Source organism: Marivibrio sp. (assembly GCF_040218065.1).
Lineage (GTDB): Bacteria > Pseudomonadota > Alphaproteobacteria > UBA8366 > Aestuariispiraceae > Marivibrio.
The window spans coordinates 166,972-187,332 of the sequence record NZ_JAVJQE010000007.1 but is presented as its reverse complement, the minus strand read 5'-3'; the positions used below and the strand labels follow the sequence as shown (position 1 = coordinate 187,332).

General features: G+C 69.4%; 18 protein-coding genes. 6 read left to right on the top strand and 12 right to left on the bottom strand.

Annotated elements, in window-relative coordinates; translation table 11 throughout:
- Positions 1–4: 4 nt before the first annotated feature.
- From RIB45_RS06000 to RIB45_RS05990, 3 genes are all read right to left on the bottom strand, one after another.
- Positions 5–2,038: a hypothetical protein gene (locus tag RIB45_RS06000; RefSeq protein WP_350049323.1), complete on the bottom strand. Its 2,034-nt coding sequence runs from the start codon at positions 2,036–2,038 to the stop codon at positions 5–7.
- 92 nt (positions 2,039–2,130) lie between these two features.
- Entirely contained in the window at positions 2,131–3,363 is a 1,233-nt protein-coding gene (locus RIB45_RS05995) for an ATP-grasp domain-containing protein (protein ID WP_350049322.1), read from the bottom strand.
- A gap of 338 nt (positions 3,364–3,701) precedes the next feature.
- Positions 3,702–4,667 carry a DMT family transporter gene (locus RIB45_RS05990; RefSeq protein WP_350049321.1) on the bottom strand — a complete coding sequence of 322 codons (966 nt, stop codon included), beginning with the start codon at positions 4,665–4,667 and terminating at the stop codon, positions 3,702–3,704.
- 185 nt (positions 4,668–4,852) lie between these two features.
- Between RIB45_RS05990 and RIB45_RS05985 the strand changes: the two genes are divergently transcribed.
- Genes RIB45_RS05985 through RIB45_RS05975 form a run of 3 tightly spaced genes read left to right on the top strand, consistent with a single transcriptional unit; the run spans position 4,853 to position 8,026 of the window.
- Positions 4,853–5,554, top strand: a complete 702-nt coding sequence (locus RIB45_RS05985) for a M48 family metallopeptidase (protein ID WP_350049320.1) — start codon at positions 4,853–4,855, stop codon at positions 5,552–5,554.
- 19 nt (positions 5,555–5,573) lie between these two features.
- Positions 5,574–6,803 (top strand): multidrug effflux MFS transporter, encoded by a 1,230-nt coding sequence (locus RIB45_RS05980; protein WP_350049319.1) that lies wholly within the window; start codon positions 5,574–5,576, stop codon positions 6,801–6,803.
- Entirely contained in the window at positions 6,800–8,026 is a 1,227-nt protein-coding gene (locus tag RIB45_RS05975) for a multidrug effflux MFS transporter (protein ID WP_350049318.1), read from the top strand. Before RIB45_RS05980 ends, RIB45_RS05975 begins: the two co-directional genes overlap by 4 nt.
- Here RIB45_RS05975 and cobM read toward each other — a convergent pair.
- The 8 genes from cobM to RIB45_RS05935 form a co-directional block, all read right to left on the bottom strand.
- Complete coding sequence (gene cobM / locus RIB45_RS05970) at positions 8,023–8,793, bottom strand: precorrin-4 C(11)-methyltransferase (RefSeq protein WP_350049317.1); 771 nt, start codon at positions 8,791–8,793, stop codon at positions 8,023–8,025. The two genes, RIB45_RS05975 and cobM, sit on opposite strands and share 4 nt — an antisense overlap.
- Before the next feature lie 66 nt (positions 8,794–8,859).
- Positions 8,860–9,255: a GxxExxY protein gene (locus RIB45_RS05965; protein ID WP_350049316.1), complete on the bottom strand. Its 396-nt coding sequence runs from the start codon at positions 9,253–9,255 to the stop codon at positions 8,860–8,862.
- Between the two features lie 46 nt (positions 9,256–9,301).
- Positions 9,302–11,158, bottom strand: a complete 1,857-nt coding sequence (cobJ, locus tag RIB45_RS05960) for a precorrin-3B C(17)-methyltransferase (RefSeq protein ID WP_350049315.1) — start codon at positions 11,156–11,158, stop codon at positions 9,302–9,304.
- Positions 11,155–11,892, bottom strand: a complete 738-nt coding sequence (cobI, locus tag RIB45_RS05955; protein WP_350049314.1) for a precorrin-2 C(20)-methyltransferase — start codon at positions 11,890–11,892, stop codon at positions 11,155–11,157. Before cobI ends, cobJ begins: the two co-directional genes overlap by 4 nt.
- On the bottom strand, positions 11,885–13,123 hold the full coding sequence (gene cbiE, locus RIB45_RS05950) for a precorrin-6y C5,15-methyltransferase (decarboxylating) subunit CbiE (protein WP_350049313.1): 1,239 nt from the start codon (positions 13,121–13,123) through the stop codon (positions 11,885–11,887). Before cbiE ends, cobI begins: the two co-directional genes overlap by 8 nt.
- Positions 13,120–13,773 carry a precorrin-8X methylmutase gene (locus RIB45_RS05945; protein WP_350049312.1) on the bottom strand — a complete coding sequence of 218 codons (654 nt, stop codon included), beginning with the start codon at positions 13,771–13,773 and terminating at the stop codon, positions 13,120–13,122. The genes cbiE and RIB45_RS05945 overlap by 4 nt, the downstream gene beginning before the upstream one ends.
- Positions 13,770–14,702 carry a hypothetical protein gene (locus RIB45_RS05940; protein WP_350049311.1) on the bottom strand — a complete coding sequence of 311 codons (933 nt, stop codon included), beginning with the start codon at positions 14,700–14,702 and terminating at the stop codon, positions 13,770–13,772. The genes RIB45_RS05945 and RIB45_RS05940 overlap by 4 nt, the downstream gene beginning before the upstream one ends.
- Positions 14,703–15,077: 375 nt before the next feature.
- Positions 15,078–16,274, bottom strand: a complete 1,197-nt coding sequence (locus tag RIB45_RS05935; RefSeq protein WP_350049310.1) for a sirohydrochlorin chelatase — start codon at positions 16,272–16,274, stop codon at positions 15,078–15,080.
- Between the two features lie 232 nt (positions 16,275–16,506).
- Between RIB45_RS05935 and RIB45_RS05930 the strand changes: the two genes are divergently transcribed.
- Positions 16,507–17,163, top strand: coding sequence for a DUF3800 domain-containing protein (locus tag RIB45_RS05930; RefSeq protein ID WP_350049309.1), 657 nt, complete (start codon positions 16,507–16,509; stop codon positions 17,161–17,163).
- Positions 17,164–17,371: 208 nt separating this feature from the next.
- On the opposite strand, the gene rlmN is transcribed toward RIB45_RS05930, so the two are convergent.
- A complete protein-coding gene (gene rlmN, locus RIB45_RS05925; protein ID WP_350049392.1) occupies positions 17,372–18,532 on the bottom strand; it encodes a dual-specificity RNA methyltransferase RlmN in 1,161 nt (386 codons plus the stop codon).
- Between the two features lie 176 nt (positions 18,533–18,708).
- On the opposite strand from rlmN, the gene RIB45_RS05920 reads away from it, so the two are divergent.
- Positions 18,709–18,912, top strand: coding sequence for a hypothetical protein (locus RIB45_RS05920; RefSeq protein ID WP_350049308.1), 204 nt, complete (start codon positions 18,709–18,711; stop codon positions 18,910–18,912).
- Positions 18,913–19,038: 126 nt separating this feature from the next.
- Complete coding sequence (locus RIB45_RS05915; protein ID WP_350049307.1) at positions 19,039–20,337, top strand: multidrug effflux MFS transporter; 1,299 nt, start codon at positions 19,039–19,041, stop codon at positions 20,335–20,337.
- Positions 20,338–20,361: the final 24 nt, after the last annotated feature.

The window sequence follows — 20,361 nt, the reverse complement described above, 5'->3', positions numbered from 1 at the left end:
CCCGTCAGCGGTCGGCGGCCCAGCTGCGGCGCGCGGCCGCTTCGATCGCGGCGACCTCCTCGGCCGGCACGCGCTCGGCCTGGCCGACCTCCAGCGGGTCGTAGTGGAAAAGATAAAGGCGCGCGGCGAAATCGGCGATCGGCAGGGAGCTCTCGCCGAAACGCTCCCCCTTGCCGTCGGTCGACACCACGACGCCGTCGCCCCAATCCTGACCGCTGTCGTTGTTGGGATTGAAGAAGTAGACGCGCATCTCCCCGGTCTGATCCAGCCCGACGCGATAGATCGATATGGCGTGCCAGCCGACATACCGCGCGGCTGCGTCGGTGACCGCGACGCCGGCCGGCTGCGGGTGGATAACCGGCTGCCCGCCGTTGTAGAGCGGATGGTACACCGCGTAGAACCGCCGGACGAAATCGTCGAACCGATCCAGCATCCCGGTCGAGATGTCGACGGCCAGATCGCAGCCGCGCCCGACCCACCAGCCGTGCATCTCGGGATTCACCCAGCGGTGGGCGTCGTCGCCGCGATCCATGCAGCGCCGCCCCATCTCGGCGTAAACCCGGTCGAGATGCGGGACGGTGACGATCGACACCGGATCGACGTCGCCCGGCGGCGTCAGCGCGAGGCCGGCGCCGGACTCGGCCGAAGAGATCGGCTGTCCTTCGAACGCGAGAGTTACGTCGTCGTCGCGCGCCGCCCAGGCGACGATCTGCAACAGGTAGTCGGGATCGGTGAAGGCCCACATGGAGAGCGCCCGGGCCGCCTGACAGGTCGGATTGTTGCCTTGCCCGACGCCGAGCGGCAGGCCCAGCATCGAAATCACGCCGGCGAGCAGCCAATCCTCCGGCGCCAGGGCCGCGCCGTAGCGTTGGCGCAGCCGTTCCGCCGGGGCGGGGGCGACCTTCAGCCCGATCTGCCGCCATAGGCCCGGCGCGACCGAGGGCTGGTACAGCACGCCGCGCTCCAGCATCAGCGCCAGGCCGTAGACCGACTGCGCGGTCTCGGCGTGGATCGCGCGCTCGATCAGCGCGCGCACCAGATCGCGATAGCAGCGATAGGCGTCTGCGCCGGTGGCCGACAAGCCGAGCGCGGCGGGCAGCAGGTCGGTCGGCCCGTGATCGAGCGCCGCGCGCAGGAAGACGGCGTGATAGGCGGAGACGAGCCCCGTGTCGTGCATCGAGCGCGCGAAGCCCGCCGCCTCCTGCGCCAGTGCGGATTCGTCCATCGCGGAGAGCCGTTCTGCGTAGGCCTGCAGCCCGGGGTCTTCCTTGCAGCCGGCGGTCGGCGCGAAGACGGCGCTGACCAGCCGGTCCGCGCCCCATCCTGAATGCTCGTTCGCGCCGCGCGCGCCGCCGCTCTCCTGAGAACGCCATAGACCGATCTGCAGGATCATCGCCTTGATCTCGTCAACCACGATCGGGCGCTGGGCCAGCAGGCGCCAGATCTCCCCGATCAGCTGATCCACGATCTCGTCCGGATCGACTTGGCCGACGACGAAGGAGAAGAGGTTGCTCAGCACCGCGGCCATGTTTCCCGGCCGCATGCGCTGCGCTTCGTTCGGCCCGCCCATCAAAAGGTCGAGATTGAGCCCGACGGTCTGCGCCAGGAAGTTGGAGGCCTGCTCGGCCGACAGCGACGGGTGCAGATAGGCGCCGCGGCTGATCGCGGCCATGCGCAGCTGGCTCAAGCACTCCAGCGTCGCGGTCGCCGGGTCGGCGAGCTTCAGCGTGCGCGCTGCGATGGCGGCGTGCAGAATCTCCGGCCGGGCCCAGTCGGTGTCGTGGAAGATCCCCGCCTGCTCCAGCCGTTCGATGCGCTCGTAGACCGCCTCTACGCCGCCGGGCGAGGCCATCGCGCGGCGCGCCAGATCCAGCACGCCGGCGCTGCGCCGCCCTTTGGCGAACGGGCGCGCCTGGGCCAGACGCTCGATCGCATGGTCGAGCTTGTCGAGCAGCGCGTCGAGCCGGCGCGTCGCCTCGGCGTCCGTGTCGACCCCGCCGGGTCCGGCCTCGCTCGCGGGATTGTTCTCGGCGCTCACCAATTGTCCTCACATCAAAAAAACGCTGGGCCGCGCGACGGGGCGACCCCCGGATCGCGCGACCCTAACAGACTTGGCCGGCCCTGTCGGGCTCAGACGTAGAAGTCGAGCTCCTCCTGCTCGCTCAGCAGCTCGCGCATGCGCTCCGGGTCCTCGCCGAAGAAGTAGACGAGACCCCAATGGGTGCCGAAGGCGTTGCGCTTCGTCACCTTGTTCTCGAGCGGCGGGGCCAGCTCGTGGAACTCGAAATAGGGGTCGTTCTCGGTTTCTTCCGGGATTTCCAGCGCGCTGATGACCCGCCGGCGCGGATAGACGCCGAACGTGCCGGCGTGGCCCTTCGCGTCCTTCACCGGGGTCGGGAAGAACTTCTCGACCTCCTCCTTCGTCGCCTTGGGGTCGAACATCAGCACCATCGCCTGATAGGCGTTGAAGCCGTAGGCGCGCTCGATCAGCTCGAAGGCGTTGAAGCCGGGCGGGCGATAGGCGACCTCGCCGAAGTACATCTTGCCGTCATTGGTGACGAAATACTCCGGATGCAGGAAGCCGAAATCGATGTCGAAGGCCTCGATCAGCTTCTCAACCTCTTCCTCGACGCGCTTGCGCCACTTCTCAAGCTCGGGGCTGGCCGGCACGAAGACCGAATAGCCGAGCTTCACGTATTCGGAGATGTTGAGGAACTGGATCTTACGATCCTTCACGAAGGCTTCGACGCCGAACTCCCAGCCGTCCAGGTGGCTCTCAAGCAGGCAGGGGAACTCGTCGTCCGGGATGTTGTCCACGTCCTCGGGCGTTCGGATGACGCGGTGGCCGAGGCAACCGGCCTTGTCGAAGGCCTTCAGGTGGATCGGGTCGTTCGGATCGCCGTCCAGCTTCAGAAGCGCGCTATTGACCCGCTTCAGGAACTTCATGACGTCGCGCTTGTCGTCGGCCTCCTCGAAGATGCCGACGCGAATGCCGCCCAGCTGGGCGCGGCGCTTCATCATGCCTTTGTCGCGGAATAGGAAGGCTTGGTTCATCAGCTTGGGGTCCTTCAGCAGGACCGCGTTGACGGCGCCGGCCCATTCGACCGTCTCCTCGAACAGCGGGACGGCCACGTCGACGCCCATTTCTTCAAGCGTCTGGCCGAGCTCCATCGACCGCTCGTTCAGGCGGTCGAAATTCCACGCCATGAAGGGAATGTCGTTGTCTTCGGCGTATTGCTTCGCCCAGTCCGGCGCGACGACGACGTAGCGTCGATCGAACCGGTCGATCGCCTCGATCGCGTTCAGGCTCCAGCCGAGGAGCGCGATATAGCCTTTGTTCGGATCCTTGTCCGCGTTGCTCATGGGATGTGATCCCCCGTTATCGTCGTTCGCACGCCGCCCGCGACAGCCGCGGCGGGCCGGGCGTCCTTGGTCGATACGTCGCGCCGGCTTCAGCGTCCGTCGGCCGCGCCGCATCGCGTTCGAAGAAGTGACGCCGCGAATTTGCGGCGTTCGAACTATAAGATGAGGGATAGCGTCTAAAATTCAAGCGAAAAGAAATTTATAACAATAACTTGAGTATAAAAACGCATCAACAAGACAAAAACGAAAGAATGTTTATGGCGTTAAGTTTTTATCAGCACCGCATATAATTATACTGATTTTTTAAAGGGCGCGACATGGTTTTGGGGCGACCCCTTTCATTTCTTAAGGATGGCCGCTTTCTCCTGGCGTTTGTTGACAAGGGCAAGGCCCGCGAAAATCACAGCCACCGCCGCCCACACATAGAGCGAATGCTCTTCACCGAAGAACAGCATTCCCCAACCGATGCCCGTGCAGGTGACGATGTAGCCGACCACGCTGACCGCCACGGGGCCGGCCATGCGCACGATTTCGAAATAGATGAAGTAGGCGACGGAGGAGACGGCGATGGCGACCAGCACCGTCACCGACGCCACGCTCAGCCCGCCGGTCTCGCCGAGGCTCGGTGTGAAGATCTGTCCGGCCGCCCAGGCGGTCGGCCACAGCACGATCCCCAGCGTGATCAGCATGCCGCCGGCCAGCGGCAAGGAGGAGGCGCCCTGCGGCCGGAATTTCGCCGCCGCGACGCTGGAGAAGGCGTAGAGCAGCGGCGTCAGGAGACTGATCAGGAACCAGAGCGCGTCGCCCTCGTTCGGCAGGCTCGCCTCGGGCAGGATGATCAGCAGCATGCCGGCGAAGCCGAGCAGGATCCCGCCGGCGCGCAGCCGGTCGAAGCGCTCGAGCCCTACGGTCAGGCTCATCAGATAGCTGAACAGCGGCACCATCGCCAGGCCGATGGTCAGCACGCCCGCCGGCAGGTGGTTGAGGGCGTTGACCAAATTGACGCTGGGCGCGCCCGTCCCAAGCACGCCGACCAGCAGGTAATAGCGCCAGTGCGCCGCGTCGAAGCGGATGCGCAGTCCGCGGGCGAGACAGACGGCCGTCACCACGACGGCCGCGCCCGACATCTGCCAGCTGGTGAAGCCGATCGGCGCCACGCCGCTTTGTCCCGCCAGCTTCGCGATCGAGGCGTTCAGGCCCCAGATCGAGCCGAGAAACAGCAGCAGCAGCGCGGGCAGCAGGCGCGGCGCGCCCTGCTGCTCCGCCGGGCCGGCGGGAGCGATGGTTCGGCTGTCGTCGGCCATGCGATCCCTAAGACGGAGGGCCTCAAGACGAAGGCGGTTCGAACGGTGGGAAGAGACCAGACGGCGTTCTTTTCCGCCAGCCCCATTTGCTCTACTTACGAACCATGCTGTTCAGCCGATCATCCGCCCGTCGCGCGGGCCTGTTCGCGCCTAAGCCGCGCGCGCCCGCCGCCGGCCGCGAGGAAATGCGGCTGATCGACCTCGCCGGGCGAGAGATCCCGGTGATCCTGCGCCGCCATGACCGCGCGCGGCGCATCAGCCTGCGCATCGACGGGCGGCGCGACGCCGCCGTGCTGACGCTGCCGCCGCGCGCGGCCGAGCGCGAAGCGGTCGCCTTTCTGATGCAGCATCGCGATTGGGTTCTGGCGCAGCTCGACGCGCTGCCGCCCCGCATCGCCTTCGCCGACGGCGCGGTCGTGCCGCTCTTGGGCCGCGAGCGCAGGATCCGCCACGATCCGACCAGCCGCGGGCGCGGCGGCGTGTTCCTGGACGGCCCGGACGAGCGCGAGCTTGTGGTCGCCGGCGAGAGCGCGCATCTGCCGCGCCGCGTGACGGATTTCATGAAACGCGAGGCGCGCGCCGCGATCAAGCCGTTGGCGCGCGACAAGGCGGCGGCGCTTGGCGTGCGGATGGGCCGGATCGTGCTGCGCGACCAGCGTTCGCGCTGGGGCAGCTGCACGGCCTCGGGCGACCTCAATTTCAGCTGGCGGCTGATTTACTGTCCGCCCGAGATCCTGGACTACGTCGTCGCCCATGAGGTGGCGCATCTGCGCCATATGGATCATTCGCCCGCCTTCTGGGCGACGGTGGCCGAGATCGCGCCGAGCCCGAAGCAGAGCCGCGCCTGGCTGCGCGAGCACGGCGCGCGCCTGCACCGGATCGGCTAGGCGGGAGCGGCGCTTCACCATGGCTTTCCTTCGCAGCGCCGACCGGGCGACGCCCGCGCTTTCGCTGATCACGGCGTTGGTGGCGTTGGGCGCGCTGTCCACCTCGCTCTACACCCCCTCGCTGCCGGCGATCGGGGCGGATTTCGGCGCCTCCAGCGCCGCGGTGCAACGCACGCTCACCAGCTTTCTGGTCGGCTTCGCCGGCGCGCAACTGGTGATCGGGCCGCTGAGCGACGCCTTCGGCCGCCGGCCGGTGCTGCTGGTCGGGCTGGCGGCCTACGTCGGCGCCGGGATTTTCTGCGCGCTGGCGACGACGGTGGAGCAGCTGACGCTGGGTCGGTTCTTCCAAGGCTTCGCGGCCTGCGCCGGGCCGGTCGTCGGGCGCGCGATCGTGCGCGACCTGTTCGAGGGCGCGGCGGCGGCGCGGGCCTTTTCCGCGGTGGGCACGGCGCTGGCCGTCGTGCCGGCCTTGGCCCCGATCCTGGGCGGCGCGATCCAGGCGCAGCTGGGGTGGGAAGCGGCGTTCTTGGCGCTGGCCGCCATCGGGCTCGCGCTGTTGGGCCTAAGCTCGCTCAAACTGCACGAGACCATTGCGGAGCGGCGGCCCGACGCGCTCAATCCCGCTCGGCTCGTCCGGATTTACGCCGACCTCCTGCGCAACCGGGTCTATATGGGCCACGCGCTGGCCGGCGGTCTCGTCTTCGGCGGCTTTTTCGGCTACTTCGCCGACGCGCCGTTTCTGTTCATCGGGGAGTTGGGAATCGCGCCTGACGTCTTCGGCCTGCTGATGGTCTTCACCGTCGGCGGCTACGCCGGCGGCTCCTATCTTTCCGGCCGGCTCGCCGGGCGCTGGCCGCGCCGGCGCGTCATTCTGACAGGGACGGGGATCTCGGTCCTCGGCGCGCTGTTGCTGATCGGCTTTTCCGGCGACCTGACGGTCGCGCGGGTCATCGGGCCGATGTGCGTCTACACGCTCGGCTTCGGCCTGACCCTGCCGGCCAGCTTCGCCGGCGCGCTCGCCCCGTTTCCGCGGGTCGCAGGCAGCGCCTCCGCCATGCTGGGCTTCGTCCAGATGGCGGGCGCGGGCGCGGCCAGCGTGGCGGTCCAGCCGCTCTATGACGGCGGCGCGCTGACGCTCGGCTACGTCGTGTTGGCGATGAGCGCGGCCGCCTTCCTGGCGCACGCGGTGCTGGCCCGGGGGGACGAGAACCCCGCCAAGACCGCGCCCAAGCCTGGAGGGGAACGATGAGCCCGCGCCGTGATCCGAGCGGCCGATCGGTCACGCTGCTGCTTGTCCTGCTCACCGCGCTCGGGCCGATTTCGACCGACCTTTATCTGCCGTCTCTGCCGGCCATGCAGCGCGCGTTCGACGCCGAGACGGGCGCGATCCAGCTGACGCTCTCGGTTTACATGATCGCTTTTGCGGCGGCGCAGCTGATCTACGGGCCGCTGAGCGACCGTTTCGGGCGCCGCGGGCCGCTTCTCGCCGGGACGGGGCTCTACGTCGCGGCCTCGATCCTGTGCCTCGTCGCGCCGAGCATCGAATGGCTGATTCTGGGGCGCTTCCTGCAAGGCGTCGGCGGCTGCGCCGGGCAGGTGATCGCGCGCGCGGTGGTGCGCGACGTCCACGGCCGCGAACGCGCCGGCCCGGTGCTGGCCAAGATCGCCTTCGCCATGGGATTCGCGCCGGCGGTCGGCCCGGCGATCGGCGGCCTGCTGACCGACGCTTTCGGCTGGCAGGCGTGCTTCTGGGCGCTGACGCTGGCCGGCGCGGCGGCGTTGCTCGGCTCGATCCTGCTGCTTGAGGAGACGAACCGCCATCCCGACCCTGATCCGGCGGGCGCGCGGCGCATGGTGCGGATTTTTGCAAGCCTTCTGCGCCATCGCCAGTTCTCCGGCTTCGCGCTTGCCGCGACCTTCAGCTATGCGGGCCTGTTCGCCTGGATTTCGGGCTCCAGCTTCGTCTTCATCGAGATCTTCGGCCTCGCCCCCGACCTTTACGGCTATTGCTTCGCCAGCGTGGTGATCGGCTTCATGGCGGGCGCGCAGATCGCCTCGCGGCTGAGCGTCGGGCCGGTCCGCGCGGTGATGATCGGGGCGGCGGTGAACGCCGCCGCCGGCCTCGCCATGCTGGGGCTGGTGCTGGCGGGGCAGGCGGCGATTCTGACCATCCTGATCCCGATGATCCTATACATGGTGGGCATGGGGATCGTGCTGCCCAGCGCCCAGGCCGGCGCGGTCGGCCCGTTTCCGCGCCGGGCGGGCGCGGCCTCCTCGCTGATCGGGGCGGCGCAGTACGGCGTCGCCGCCTTCGTCGGCCTGGCGGTCGGCCACGGCTTCGACCTGACGCCCCTGCCGATGACGCTGGGGATCGCGGGCAGCGGGGCGGCGGCGCTGATCGCCTGGCTCTGGCTGATCCGCGGCGCGCCCGACCCGGCGGCGCTCGAAGGGGCCGAAGACGGCTCGCCCTAGCTTTTCGGCCGCAGCACGTGAGTGTGATCGGCGGCGTAAAGGCGGCTGTCCTCGAAGGCGGCCTCCAGATCGTCTGGCGCCAGCGTGCGCCCGACCAGGATCAGCGCCGTGCGGGTGAAGCCGGCGGCCTTCACCTGGCCGCGGATGTCGGCCAGCGTCCCGCGCAGGATTTCCTGATCCGGCCAGCTGACGCGGTAGCCCACGGCGACCGGACAGTCGGCCCCGTAATGCGGCGTCAGCTCGCGAACCACCTTCGCCAGATTGTTGACCGACAGATGAATCGCCAGCGTCGCGCCGCTTGCGCCGAAGGTCTCCAGATCCTCCCGATTGGGCATGCCGGAGGAGCGCACGGCCGTGCGCGTCAGCACCAGGGACTGCGACACCCCGGCCAGCGTCAACTCTTGGCCAAGCGCCGCCGCCATGCCGGCGTAGGCCGGCACGCCCGGGCATATCTCATAGGGAATCCCCAACGGCTTCAGACGGCGGATCTGCTCCTGGATCGCGCCGTAGAGCGAGGGGTCGCCGGAATGGACGCGCGCCACGTCCAGGCGGCGCGCGTGGGCGGCCTCGATCTCGGCCAGGATCTCGTCCAGATGCATCGACGCGGTGTCGACCACCCGCGCGCCGTCGGGCGCCTCGGCCACCACCTCGGCCGGCACCAGCGAGCCGGCGTAGAGACAGACCGGGCAGCGCTGCACCAGCTTCAACCCCCGCACCGTGATGAGATCCGGCGCTCCCGGCCCCGCTCCGATGAAGTAGACGGTCATTGCTCTTCCCGCTCCTCGTTGAACCGCAAAGGGCGCGAAGAAGGCGCAAAGGACGCAAAGGCGGCCCTAGCGCTCTTCCAGGCCGTTCGCGAAACGCTGCACACCGTCCCGCAGTCGCGCGACATTGAAATTGATAAGAAGACCAAGGCGAAAGTCTCCGAGGCGCAGATAACTCAAGATTTGCGCGCGATGCACATCGGTCAGTCGGTCGACCGACTTGATCTCGACCACCAGTTTTTCAGCCACCAGCAGATCGAGCCGATATCCGGACTCTATCTGATGCGTCTTGTAGGTTACGGGCAGAACCTTCTGCCGGTGAAAGGGGAGGCCGCGCTCCTCCAACTCGATGGCGAGACACCCCTCGTACGCGCTTTCCAGCAATCCCGGACCCAGCGCCTTGTGAACGGCCAGGGCCGCGTCCAGCACCGTCTTCGACAATTCATTCTCCGAAGGACCGACCATCGCCGCCGCCTTTGCGTCCTTTGCGCCTTCTCTGCGCTCTTTGCGGTTAACCCGTCTCCTGTTCCGCCCGTTTGCCGGCGTAGCCGCGCGGGGTGTAGAGGCGCGGGCGGCCGGCCTGGTCGAAGGCCTTGGAATCGCTGTTGCCGACCACGACCAGCGTCAGCATGTCCACGCTTTCTGGATCGAAGGCCTGGAGCGTCGTCACCTCGATCTCCTCCTCCGGCCGGCCGAGCGAGCGGCAGATCGCGACCGGCGTCTCAGCCGGGCGGGCGGCGAGCAGGATCTCGCGCGCCTCGGGCAGCAGGGTGCGGCGGCGTTTGCTCTGCGGATTGTAGAAGGCGCAGACGAAGTCGCCGTCCGCCGCCGCCTGAAGGCGCTTGCGCACCACCTCCTGCGGGGTTAGCAGATCCGAAAGGCTGATCAGGCAGAAGTCGTGGCCCATCGGCGCGCCCAGGCGCGCGGCCGCCGCCTGGAAGGCGCTGATCCCGGGAACCACCGTGACCTCGACCGCTCGGGTCGCGCGGTCCTCGCTTTCCGCCAGCAGTTCGAAAACCAGCGTCGCCAGCGCGTAGATCCCCGGATCGCCGGAGCAGACAAGGGCGACGTCGCGCCCTTCCGCCGCCAGCGCCAACGCCTTGGCGGCGCGCGCCTCCTCTGCGCCCAGATCGCTCTCGAAGGTCGGTTTGCCGGCGATCAGATCGGCGCAGAGGTCAAGATAGAGGCGATAGCCCACCACCGCCTCCGCCCGGCGCAGGGCCGCCGCCGCCTCGCCCGTGCGCCACATCTGCGCGCCCGGGCCGAGGCCGACGACGAAGAGCCGACCGCGCGCCCGCCCGCGGGTCGCGTCGACCGTCGCGCCGGCGCCGGCGCGCGCGACGGCCAGCGTATAGGGGCCGCGCTTCACCTTCTCGACCGCGAGCGTCCCCGTCGCGCCGGTCAGCGCCAGCGCCGCCCCTTCGGCGACGCCGTGACAGCCGACCTCGCGGAAGACCGTCTCCGAGGGATTGGCGAGACGCGGGGTCATCGCCTCCAAGGCCTCGGCGGTGAAGAGTCGCAACGGGCGGGCGAGATCGTCGGCGAGCGCCGCCGTCGCCGGCTCGTCGCCCTTCAGGTCGATGGTGCCGATCGCCGCGATCGACGCGGGCGCGAGGCTGCGCGTCGCCAGCGTCTCGCGCACGAAGGCGACGAGACCCTCGGCGTCGGCCATTCGCTCGCACCCCACGCCCAGCGCCAGCGTCGGCGGGTGGAGGGTCAGGCGGGTCCTTGCGTCGGAATGGGACTCGGTCTCGTCGGAAACGGTCAAGCGATCCGTGATGCTAATCTCAAATTCCGAATTTTCTGTAATGAGACTTTGATCCAGGGGCGGCCAAGTCTCCGGCCCCGCGTCGCGCCAGACCCGAACCGGCGTTCCAGCCAACAGCGCGGCGGCGATCGGCTTGGCCGCGTCGGCGTTGGCGACGACCCAGCCCTGAGGCGGATCGTCCAACGCTACTCCCAACCCGACGTCCCCGGCCGTCGTTATGGCGGCGCGGCCGCCCAACGCCGCCGCAATCCGCCGGGCGAGCGCGTTGGCCCCGCGGTGGCCGCCGAGCAACGGCGCAACGCTGGCGCCGTCTTCGCTGACGGCCAACACCGGCGGCTCGGCCCGCTTGTTTGCGAGATGCGGAGCGAGCGCGCGGATCACGATCCCGGCCGCGCACAGCGCGATGATCGGTCGGCCGTCGAGAAACAGCTGCGCCAGGTGCGCCGCGGTTTCGTCGAAAAGGGTGTCGGCCTTCTCGACCCGTCCGCGTCGACCGTGCAGTTCTGCGTTTTCCAAAAAACTGGTAATACGTCGCCCGACGGTCGCGCCGTTGCGGGTCAGCGCAACGACGGCGACGGGCGCTTCGCGTCGCTCGCTCATGTCCAGGCTTCCCCGCGCCGATGCGCCAGAACCATCGAGAAATAGGGGGCGGCGTCCTCCTCGACCTCCGCGAGGGGGGCGACTCGCTGTTCCGGCAATGTGGCGTGGCTGATGTAGCGAGCGCCGTCAGCCAGGCCGGCTGCGGCCAGCGCTCGCTTAACCTTGGCGAGATGCCGGCCGACCTTGATGATCGCGACGGCTTCCGCCGCCTTCAGCCGCGCGGTCAGGTCGTCCTCTTCCAGCGGGCCGGGAAGGACAGTCAGCACGTCGTTGCGCGCAGCCAGCGGCGCGCCCGCGCTGGCCGCCGTCGCGGTCAGGGCGGAGACGCCGGGGACCACGACCGCCCGCGCGCCGCCGGCCTCCGCCAGGCGGCCGAAGAGATACATGAAGCTGCCGTAGAAGAAGGGGTCGCCCTCGCACAGCACGGCCACGTCCCGACCGGCGGCCAGATGCGCGCCGATCTCCTCGGCCGCGCGGTCGTAGACCTCCTGCGCCGGGAAGCGCGCCTGGACCATCGGCATGCGGATCGCGATCTCGATCTTGGCCTCTGGGATGTGCGGCGCGGCGATGCGCCGGGCCATGCTCTCGCCCTCCAGCGGCGCGGGGTAGGCGATGACCGGCGCGGCCTGGATCAGACGCACCGCCTTCAGGGTCAGCAGGTCCGGATCGCCCGGGCCGACGCCCAGGCCGTAGAGGACGCCGCGCCGGGCGGCCCGGTCTTCTCTGTCACTCATGGGGCTTGATCCAACAATATTGGGTGACCGGCATCATCGGGCGCCAGCCGTGATAGGGGCCGACCGCGACCAGGCGTGAGACGGCGATCCGCCGCATCGCGCCGCCGCGATCCGCGTGCAGCGTGGCGAGACGCGCCTCGCCTTCGAGCGTCACCGCGTTGGCGACGAAGCGCCCGCCGGGGGCGAGGGCGGCCAGCGCCCGCTCTGCGCCGTCGCCGGCGGTCAGCCCGCCGCCGAAGAAGATCGCGTCGGGCCGCGGCGCCCGGTCGAGCAGCGCGTCGAGGCCGTCGGGCGCGGCGCCGTCGACGATCGCCAGCTGCGGCGTTCCGAGCCGCTCGGCGTTCTCGGCGATGAAGGCCCGGCGCGCCGCCTTCGGCTCCAGGGCGAGCGCGCGCCCGCCTGCGCGCATCCATTCGATCGCGATCGAGCCCGCGCCGGCGCCCACGTCCCACAGGACCGCGCCGGGGAAGGGGCGCAAGGCTGCAAGCGTCGCCGCGCGCACCTCCTGTTTGGTCAGCTGACCGTCATGGGCGAAGAGATCGTCCGGCAGACCCGGCGCGGCGCCGGGCGCGGGCGCGCCCGGTCCGGCCGCACACTCGACCGCCAGCGTATTGAGGTCGGCGACGCGGCGCTCGCCCCAGTCGGCGGCGGCGGCGCGATGCGTCTCCTCCGCCGCCCCGCCGAGATGGGCGAGTGCGACGAGACGGCTTTCCCCATAGCCTTCCGCGGCCAGATAGCGCGCGACGGCCGCCGGCGTCTCGCCGTTTTCCGAGAGGATCAAAAGCCGGCGGCGCGGCGCCAGATGGGCCGCCAAGAGCGCCAGCGGCCGGCCGTGCAGCGTCAGCCGCCCGACTTCCTCCAGCGGCCAACAGAGCCGCGCGGCGGCGAGCGAGAAGGCGCCGGCGACGGGGTGCACGCTCAGCGCCGCGGGTCCGAATTCGCGGCCGAGCGTCACTCCGATCCCGTAGCTCATCGGATCGCCGGTCGCCAGCACGCAGACCGCGCGGCCTTCATGCCGGCGCAGCGCCGCCACCGTGTCGGCGAGCGGGCTCCGCCAGGTCAGCCGCTCGGCCGGATGGTTCTGTGGGATCATCGCCAGGTGGCGGGTCCCGCCGACGAGAACCTCGGCCGCGTCGACCAACGCGCGCGCGGCCGGCGTCACGCCGCCAAGGCCGTCCTCGCCGACGCCGACGATGCTGAGCCAGGGAGCGGCGGACGGGGCGTCGCTCATGATCCCGCCTCCTCCGGATTGCCGAGTGCGAGCGCGTTGACCGCCGCAGCGGCGAGCGCGCTGCCCCCCTCCCGCCCCGTCACCGCGACGTAGGGGAGGCCGAGGCGTTCGGCCGCGTCGATCAGCGCGTGCTTCGATTCGCTCGCGCCGACGAAGCCGACGGGCATGCCCAGCACCAGGGCCGGCTTGGGGCCGCCCGCCTCCACCGCCTCCAACAGGGCGAAGAGCGCCGTCGGCGCGTTGCCGATCGCAACCACGGCGCCGTCGAGCCAGGGCCGCCAATAATCGACCTGGGCGGCCGACCGCGTCGTCCCGCGTCGCGCCGCCGTCCCGACCACGCCCGGCGCGTCCAAAAGGCACAGCACGTCGTTGCCGGCCGGCAGCCGCGCGCGCACGATCCCGGCGGCGACCATCTTGGAATCAACCAGCACGGGGGCGCCGCGTTCCAGCGCCGCGCGCCCGGCCTCCAGCGCCCCCTCGGACCAGGCGAGCGCGTCCGCCACCTCCGGCCGGCCGACCGCATGGATCAGGCGGCGGGCCAACGGCTGCAACGTCTCGGGCAGGGCCGAAAGGTCGGCCGCCTCGCGGATCCGCCGGAAGCTCTCGCGATAGATCTCCGCCGGGTCGCGGATATAGTCGTAGCCGCTCACGCCGCCGCCCTCCCGCCGCTCAGCGCCGGCGCGCCGGCGACGCCCAGGATCCAGGCCTCTTCGCGCTCGACGTCGGCGCGCTCCTCGGGTGACAACGTCGGATCGCCGGCGAAAAGCCGGCCCAGATCGCCCGCCGCGTCCAGCCGCGCCAGCGCCTTGGCGACAGCCGACACCTGGCCCGCGTCCTTGGGCTTGCCGGCGATCGCCTCGGGCTCGACCAGACTGGGATAGAGCTCGGCCAGGATCAGATCGCCGTCGGGCCGGTGGGTCAGGCCCGTCTCGAACGGCCAGATCTGGGCGCGGAAGGCCAAAGCCGCGTCGGTGCGGATCGCCCAGACCCTCGGGATCCCCGTCAGCGCCTGGCCGCCGACCGCGCCGACGCCGGCCAGCTTCCAGACCGGCTGGGTGCGGCGGACGCGGCCTTCGACCATCCGCCGCTCCGGCAGATCATCGGGTCCGCGCGCGCGCCGTCCGCGAACTTTGAGACGCGTCGACGCGCGCGCCTCCGGGCAGCCCCAGAAGGGGAAGGCCTCCCCCGTCAGGTCGGCGTTCAGGCCGGCGGCGACGTCGAACCTGTTGTTCGCATTGTCGGGGCCGTCCTGCAGCGCCGCGTCGATCCGCGCCCACAGCTTGCGCCATTCCAGCCCGCCGGCGAGACCCAGCGCGGCCGCCGTGCCGCGCGGATAACCGAAGGGAAAGTCGAAGCCGATCAGCACCCGCTGACCGCCCGCGAGACGCGCGCGGGCGATCTCGATCAGCCGCGCCGTCGCGGCGTCTCGCGTCGGCGGGTTCTCCAGCACGATCCGCCGCACGCGGCCGTCGGCGTCGCGCGCGACCTCGGCGATCCAGATCGAATCGGCGCCGCGCTTGGGCGTCGCCGCCGCCGACCAGTCGACGGCCAGGTAGCGTGTGAAGAGCGGCGCGCTCATCGCGCGACCGCCCCCGCGGCGCGCGCGCCGGCGTCCGCGCCGGGCGTGCGGCCGACCGGATCCCCGCCGCCGTCCCGCCGCCGTGGCTGCGCGCTCGGAAGCAAAAGCCGCCGGCCGGGGCGGTCGGAGAGCCGCCGTCGATCGCGCATGAGAACTTTATTACACAATTCGTGCAATGCCTTTTCTTCTACACCGACCAAGGCGTTGCCGGCCAGAAGTCGGCGGCGAGTGGGCGCGGCGCGGCCACGCTCGGCGACGTGACGCGGGCGGGCGCAGGAGAGAGAGCGGCCGGGGCCGCCGCAAGGACCCGCGGGGGCGCGGTCGGGAGCGGTCGAGCGCACCTTCCAGTCCACCTAGCTGCAGCGGCCGGCCGCTTCAGTCGCCTCCGGCCTCCGGCAGCCGGACCCCTTCCTTCATCGAGCGGGGGCCGTGCGGATGGTCGGCCTGCGGGTAAGGGTGGTGATGATGGTCATGGCCGTGTCCGTGATCATGGCCGTGCCCGTGGCCATGATCGTGGCCGTGACCGTGATCGTGGCCGTGACCGTGATCATGGCCGTGCGCATGCCCGTGTCCGTGGTCATGGCCGTGATCGGGCGCGTGATCGGGCGCCGGGCCTGTGCCGATGCCTTCGACGTGATGGTGATGGCTTTCCTGCGGCAGGCCGACCTCGTCCTCGAAGCCCAGCACCTGCGCGCGGTACTTGCACATTTGGCAGTTCATGTTGTTGGCGCCTTCGAGGATCTCGCGCACCCGCTCCGCAAAGGTCTCCATCACCATGGGATGGTCGTTGAGGTAGCCCGCCTTGACGATCTCGAGCTCCGGATGCGCCGCCTGCACCTTGTCCGCGTAGTCGTAGATGCGCTGGATCAGGATGCCGGTGAACAGGAAGTAGGGGAACACCACCAGCCGCTTGTAGCCGAGGCGCGCCGCGTGCTCGAGCGCCGGCTCGACCAGCGGGAAGGTGACGCCGGAATAGCCGACCTCGCACCAGCCGAAGCCCATCCCCTCCCACAGCATGCGGGCCATCTTGGCGACGTTGGAGTTGGCGTCGGGATCCGACGCGCCGCGCCCGATGACGACCAGACAGACCTCGTGGTTCGACAGCGCGCCATGCTCCTGGTTCGCGCGGTCCAAGGCCTCCTGCACGCGGGCCGACGCGGCCTTCAGCATCTTGAGGTCGACCGCCAACTCGCGACCGTATTTGATCGATACGCCCGGATGCTGCGCCGCGTAGGTGTTCAGCACGCTGGGGATGTCGTTCTTGGCGTGCCCGGCGGCGAACAGCATGCCCGGCACGGCCAGAATGCGCGTCGCACCCTGAGCGATCAGATTGTCCAGCCCGTCCCGGATGATCGGCGTCGCGAACTCAAGGAAGCCGTAGTCGACCGGCAGATGCGGCCAGCGCGCCTGCAGCGCAGCCGCGATCGCCTTGAATTCGGTCACCGCCCCTTCGCTGCGGCTGCCGTGGCCGCAGACCATCACGCCGATCTTGTCGTCGTCGATATGGGTGGGAATGTGGAAGGGATCGGCCTCCGGCGTCATCGCCTGGGCCCGCTCGATCGCCTCGGACATATTTGCCCCCGTCCTAGCCTGGGTTCTCATGGGTAACCGCAACACGCTGTCGCCAAACCCGTCGCAGCCGCCATTTGCCCCGGGCCGCGACCGCCGGGTGCGCATGGCCTTCTGTCTATCAGGCGTCGCGCGCGCTGTCAGGTCTGAAGGCGTCTTTCTTCGGCGTGGGAGCGTCGCTTGTTGTTGCGGGGGGTGACGAATTGAGATGCCCGTATTGCGGGAGGTTTCTCGCATGCCCGCCAAAAACAAGAAGATTTTGCTGCTGGTCGACGAACATGGCGGGCCAGGGGACCCGGTCTTTGGATTCGGCGTCGTCATGGCGCCGGCGGCGAAAGCGAACGCTTTGGCCGCGCGCCTCGAACGGAGGCTCAGCGAAGAGGGCTTGCGCGGGGAATTGCGGGCGGCCGCGGTCGGGACCCGGAACGTGAGCGCTCTGCTAGAGGCCGTCGCCCACGCGGACGGCGGCGGTCCGCCGGCGCTGCTTGCGGCGCGCGGCGTCGCCGCGCCGGGCGGACGCATCACCCCATCGGACCGTCGCCGACTGTACGAAGACGCGTTGGCGGAAACGGGCAAGGCCGTGGTCGCTCATTACAAACGCACTGTGGCGCGGCGGCCCGTCATCAACAATGTCGAGCTGATCATCGACCGAAATCAGTACAGCGGCGACCCCAACCTCGCGAGAGACTTCGGCGACCGGTCGAGGCGAAGCGGAGGGCCGAGGGTCGGCGGACACGCGAAAGCGATAGAGCATGTCGCGGCGATCGATTCGAACGCGTCGCGCTTGCTGCAGTTGGCCGATCTGGCGGCCAGCACCCTCGCCTGGCTCGCCGCGGGCGAGGTCACGTCGCGCGTCTTGACCGAGCGTTTCGGCGTAAAGAGGCTGGGATGAAAAAGGTCTGAGAGGTAACGGCTGCCAACCGCTTCGTCGGTGGAAGCGGGTCGCCGCGATGTCGGCCTGACCGCAGCCAGACCGCTCACCCCTCTCAGACAGTGACAGATATAGGCGAATCGAGCGCGCCAATCAACGAATCAGTTGTGCTTCTGAATGAATAACACGTAAAGGCGATAAGCGCGCCGCCTGCACACCATCCGTGCAGTCACAGTCCCACCGCCGCTTCCTTTTCCAGCCGGGCGGCCTCCATCTCGGCTTCGAGCTTCAGGCGCTCGCGTTTGCCGATGCGCTGGCTGTCGCTTTTCAGCTGGCCGCAGGCCGCCAGGATGTCGTCGCCGCGCGGGGTGCGCACGGGGCTGGCGTAGCCCGCCTCCATCAGGATCTCGGCGAAGCGCCGGATGCGGTTGTTGCTGGAGCGCTCATAGCCCGAACCGGGCCAGGGGTTGAACGGGATCAGATTGACCTTGGAGGGGATTCCGTCGATCAGGCGGACGAGTTCGCGCGCGTCGGCGTCGGAATCGTTGACGCCCGCCAGCATGACGTACTCCCACGTGACCCGCCGCGCGTTGGAGAGGTTCGGGTAGTCGCGCACGGCCTGCATCAGCTCGGCGATCGGGTATTTGCGGTTGATCGGGACGAGCTCGTCGCGCAGCGCGTCGGTCACGGCGTGCAACGAGATTGCGAGCTGCGGGCAAACCGCTTCGCCGATGCGGGCCATCTCCGGGACGACGCCGGAGGTGGAGAGCGTAACGCGCCGCCGGCCCATCGCCAGCCCGTCGCCGTCGCCCAACAGCTTCAGGGCCGCGATCACGTTGTCGGTGTTGTAGAGCGGCTCGCCCATCCCCATGAAGACGATGTTGGTCAGCCGGCGGCCGTCTTCCGATCGGCCCCAGTCGCCCAGATCGTCGCGCGCCTTCATGAACTGGCCGACGATGTCGCCGGGAGTGAGGTTGCGCACCAGTTTTTGCGTGCCGGTGTGACAGAAGCTGCAGGTCAGCGAGCAGCCGACCTGGCTGGAGACGCATAAGGTGCCGCGCTCATCCTCCGGGATAAAGACGGTCTCCGCCTCGTTCCCGTCGGCGTAGCGGAACAGCCACTTCTCCGTCCCGTCGACGCTTTTCTGGTGCGCCGAGACGCCGGGCCGGCCGACCTTGAAGCCCTCGGCCAGCTTGGCCCGAAGGCTTTTCGACAGATCGGTCATTTGATCGAAATCCGTCGCGCCGCGCACATAGAGCCATTTGTAGAGCTGTTTGGCGCGGAAGGCGGGCTCGCCCAGCGTCTTCAACGTCTCGCTCAACTGATCGAGCGACTGGCCGACCAGATCGACGCGCGCGTCCGCCGCCGGCGCGGCCGCGCCGCCGGGCATGAAATCTTGCAGGCTCGGGGCCCCTTGAACGGGGCGCACGTCGGCGGTCATCGTCACGCTCGCATGGTTCGGGGCGTCTTCCGGGCGTGTCGCCCGCGCCCGTGATATGGTAAGCGACAGGGATTAAGCAATCAAAACCGCCGACGCCGGCGGGCGTGTTGAAAGAGGCGCCGACCATGTCATTCGAAGAGTACGAGGCCGAGCTGGGACTGCTGCTGACCGAACTGGAGGGCGAGCAGGGCGATGAGCACGAGATCATGATGCGCCTGAAGCAGATGCTCGACCAGATGCGCGCCGAGGGCCTGCCGATCCCCGACGACCTGAAACGCTTCGAACAGGAGTTGGACGAGCGTTTCACCCGGGAAGGCGGCGGGGGCTGAGGCGTCCTCCGGGACGAGCCCGGAGCGACGAAACCCCAGACCCGCTCCGTCGAGCCTGTCAGGCGGACGAGGGGGCTTGGCCCCAGACTGGACAGGCCGGCGGCGCGGGCGTAGGCAAGGCGCGCCATGTCCGAAAACGCCCCCGCCTCCGCCTCTGTCGACCGGCCCGACGCCGATGTCGCGGACGACTCCCGCCCGTCCCCGCGGCATGCGCCGCTTGGCTTCGGGACCTTCGTTGCGCTGGTCGCCGCGTTGATGGCGCTGAACGCGCTCGCGATCGACATCATGATCCCAGGCCTGCCGGACATCCAGGCGGCGTTCGGTCTCGACGATCCGAACCGCGCGCAGACTGTGATCACCGCCTATTTGATCGGCTTCGGCGTCGGGCAGTTGGCGATGGGCGTGCTCTCCGACCGGTTCGGGCGCCGCCCGGTGCTGCTATGGGGGCTCGCCGTCTACGGCGCGGCCGCCGGCTTTTGCATCGTCGCGCCCAGCATGGAGGCGCTGCTGGCCGCGCGATTCGTGCAGGGCCTCGGCTCGGCGGCCCCGCGGGTCGTCGCCATCGCGGCCGTACGCGACTGTTACGGCGGGCGGCGCATGGCGCGGGTCATGTCGCTGGTGATGATGGTCTTCATGGCCGTGCCGGTGGTGGCCCCGTCGATCGGCCAACTCTTGCTGATCTTCGTGGATTGGCACGCGGTCTTCGTGCTGCTGGCGCTTTACGGCGCGATTATGTTCCACATCTGCCTGCACCGGCTGCCGGAGACCTTGCGGCCGGAGTGGCGCCGGCCGATCCGCCTCGACGTCGTCGCCGAGTCGCTGAGCTCGATCCTGGGCTCGCGCCAGACTGTCGGCTACACGCTCTCGGCGGGGCTGTTTCTGGCGGCGCTTTTCGGCTTCATCAACTCGGCGCAGCAGATATTGGGCGAATTGCTGGGTCTCGGACCCTGGTTCCCGGCCGTTTTCGCGATGGTCGCCAGCGCCATCGCGGCCGCCTCCTTCATCAATTCGAAGCTGGTGGAGCGGCTCGGCATGCGCGTGCTCAGTCACGGGGCGGTGGTGATCTTCACCGCCCTCGGACTCGTCATGGCGGCGCTCGAGGCGATGGGCCTGCTGGGCCTCTACAGCTTCCTGCCGCTCCTCACGGCCTCGATGCTGCTGGTGGGTCTCGTCTTCGCGAACTTCAACGCGCTCGCGATGGAGCCCCAGCAGCATGTCGCCGGCGTGGCGTCTTCCGTCGTGGGCGCGCTCACCGTTTTGCTCGGGGCGGGCGGCGGCTATCTGGTGGGCCAGGCCTATGACGGCACGCTCGGTCCGCTCACCTACGGCTTCACCGGCTTCGGCGCGGCGACCCTGGCGCTTGCGGCGATCGCCGAGCGCGGCCGCCTGATGCAACCGGTAGAGCGGCCGCGCCCGGGCGGCTGATCCGTCTCAAGCCGCCTCCCTCAT

Coding starts and splice junctions, on each gene's coding strand:
- RIB45_RS05995 (WP_350049322.1), bottom strand. CDS start 3,363: ATGAGCAACGCGGACAAGGATCCGAACAAAGGCTATATCGCGCTCCTC.
- RIB45_RS05980 (WP_350049319.1), top strand. CDS start 5,574: ATGGCTTTCCTTCGCAGCGCCGACCGGGCGACGCCCGCGCTTTCGCTG.
- RIB45_RS05935 (WP_350049310.1), bottom strand. CDS start 16,274: ATGTCCGAGGCGATCGAGCGGGCCCAGGCGATGACGCCGGAGGCCGAT.
- cobI (WP_350049314.1), bottom strand. CDS start 11,892: ATGAGTGACAGAGAAGACCGGGCCGCCCGGCGCGGCGTCCTCTACGGC.
- RIB45_RS05915 (WP_350049307.1), top strand. CDS start 19,039: ATGTCCGAAAACGCCCCCGCCTCCGCCTCTGTCGACCGGCCCGACGCC.
- cobM (WP_350049317.1), bottom strand. CDS start 8,793: ATGACCGTCTACTTCATCGGAGCGGGGCCGGGAGCGCCGGATCTCATC.
- RIB45_RS05985 (WP_350049320.1), top strand. CDS start 4,853: ATGCGGCTGATCGACCTCGCCGGGCGAGAGATCCCGGTGATCCTGCGC.
- RIB45_RS05990 (WP_350049321.1), bottom strand. CDS start 4,667: ATGGCCGACGACAGCCGAACCATCGCTCCCGCCGGCCCGGCGGAGCAG.
- RIB45_RS05930 (WP_350049309.1), top strand. CDS start 16,507: ATGCCCGCCAAAAACAAGAAGATTTTGCTGCTGGTCGACGAACATGGC.
- cobJ (WP_350049315.1), bottom strand. CDS start 11,158: ATGAGCGAGCGACGCGAAGCGCCCGTCGCCGTCGTTGCGCTGACCCGC.
- RIB45_RS05975 (WP_350049318.1), top strand. CDS start 6,800: ATGAGCCCGCGCCGTGATCCGAGCGGCCGATCGGTCACGCTGCTGCTT.
- cbiE (WP_350049313.1), bottom strand. CDS start 13,123: ATGAGCGACGCCCCGTCCGCCGCTCCCTGGCTCAGCATCGTCGGCGTC.
- RIB45_RS05940 (WP_350049311.1), bottom strand. CDS start 14,702: ATGAGCGCGCCGCTCTTCACACGCTACCTGGCCGTCGACTGGTCGGCG.
- RIB45_RS05965 (WP_350049316.1), bottom strand. CDS start 9,255: ATGGTCGGTCCTTCGGAGAATGAATTGTCGAAGACGGTGCTGGACGCG.
- RIB45_RS05920 (WP_350049308.1), top strand. CDS start 18,709: ATGTCATTCGAAGAGTACGAGGCCGAGCTGGGACTGCTGCTGACCGAA.
- rlmN (WP_350049392.1), bottom strand. CDS start 18,532: ATGCCCGGCGGCGCGGCCGCGCCGGCGGCGGACGCGCGCGTCGATCTG.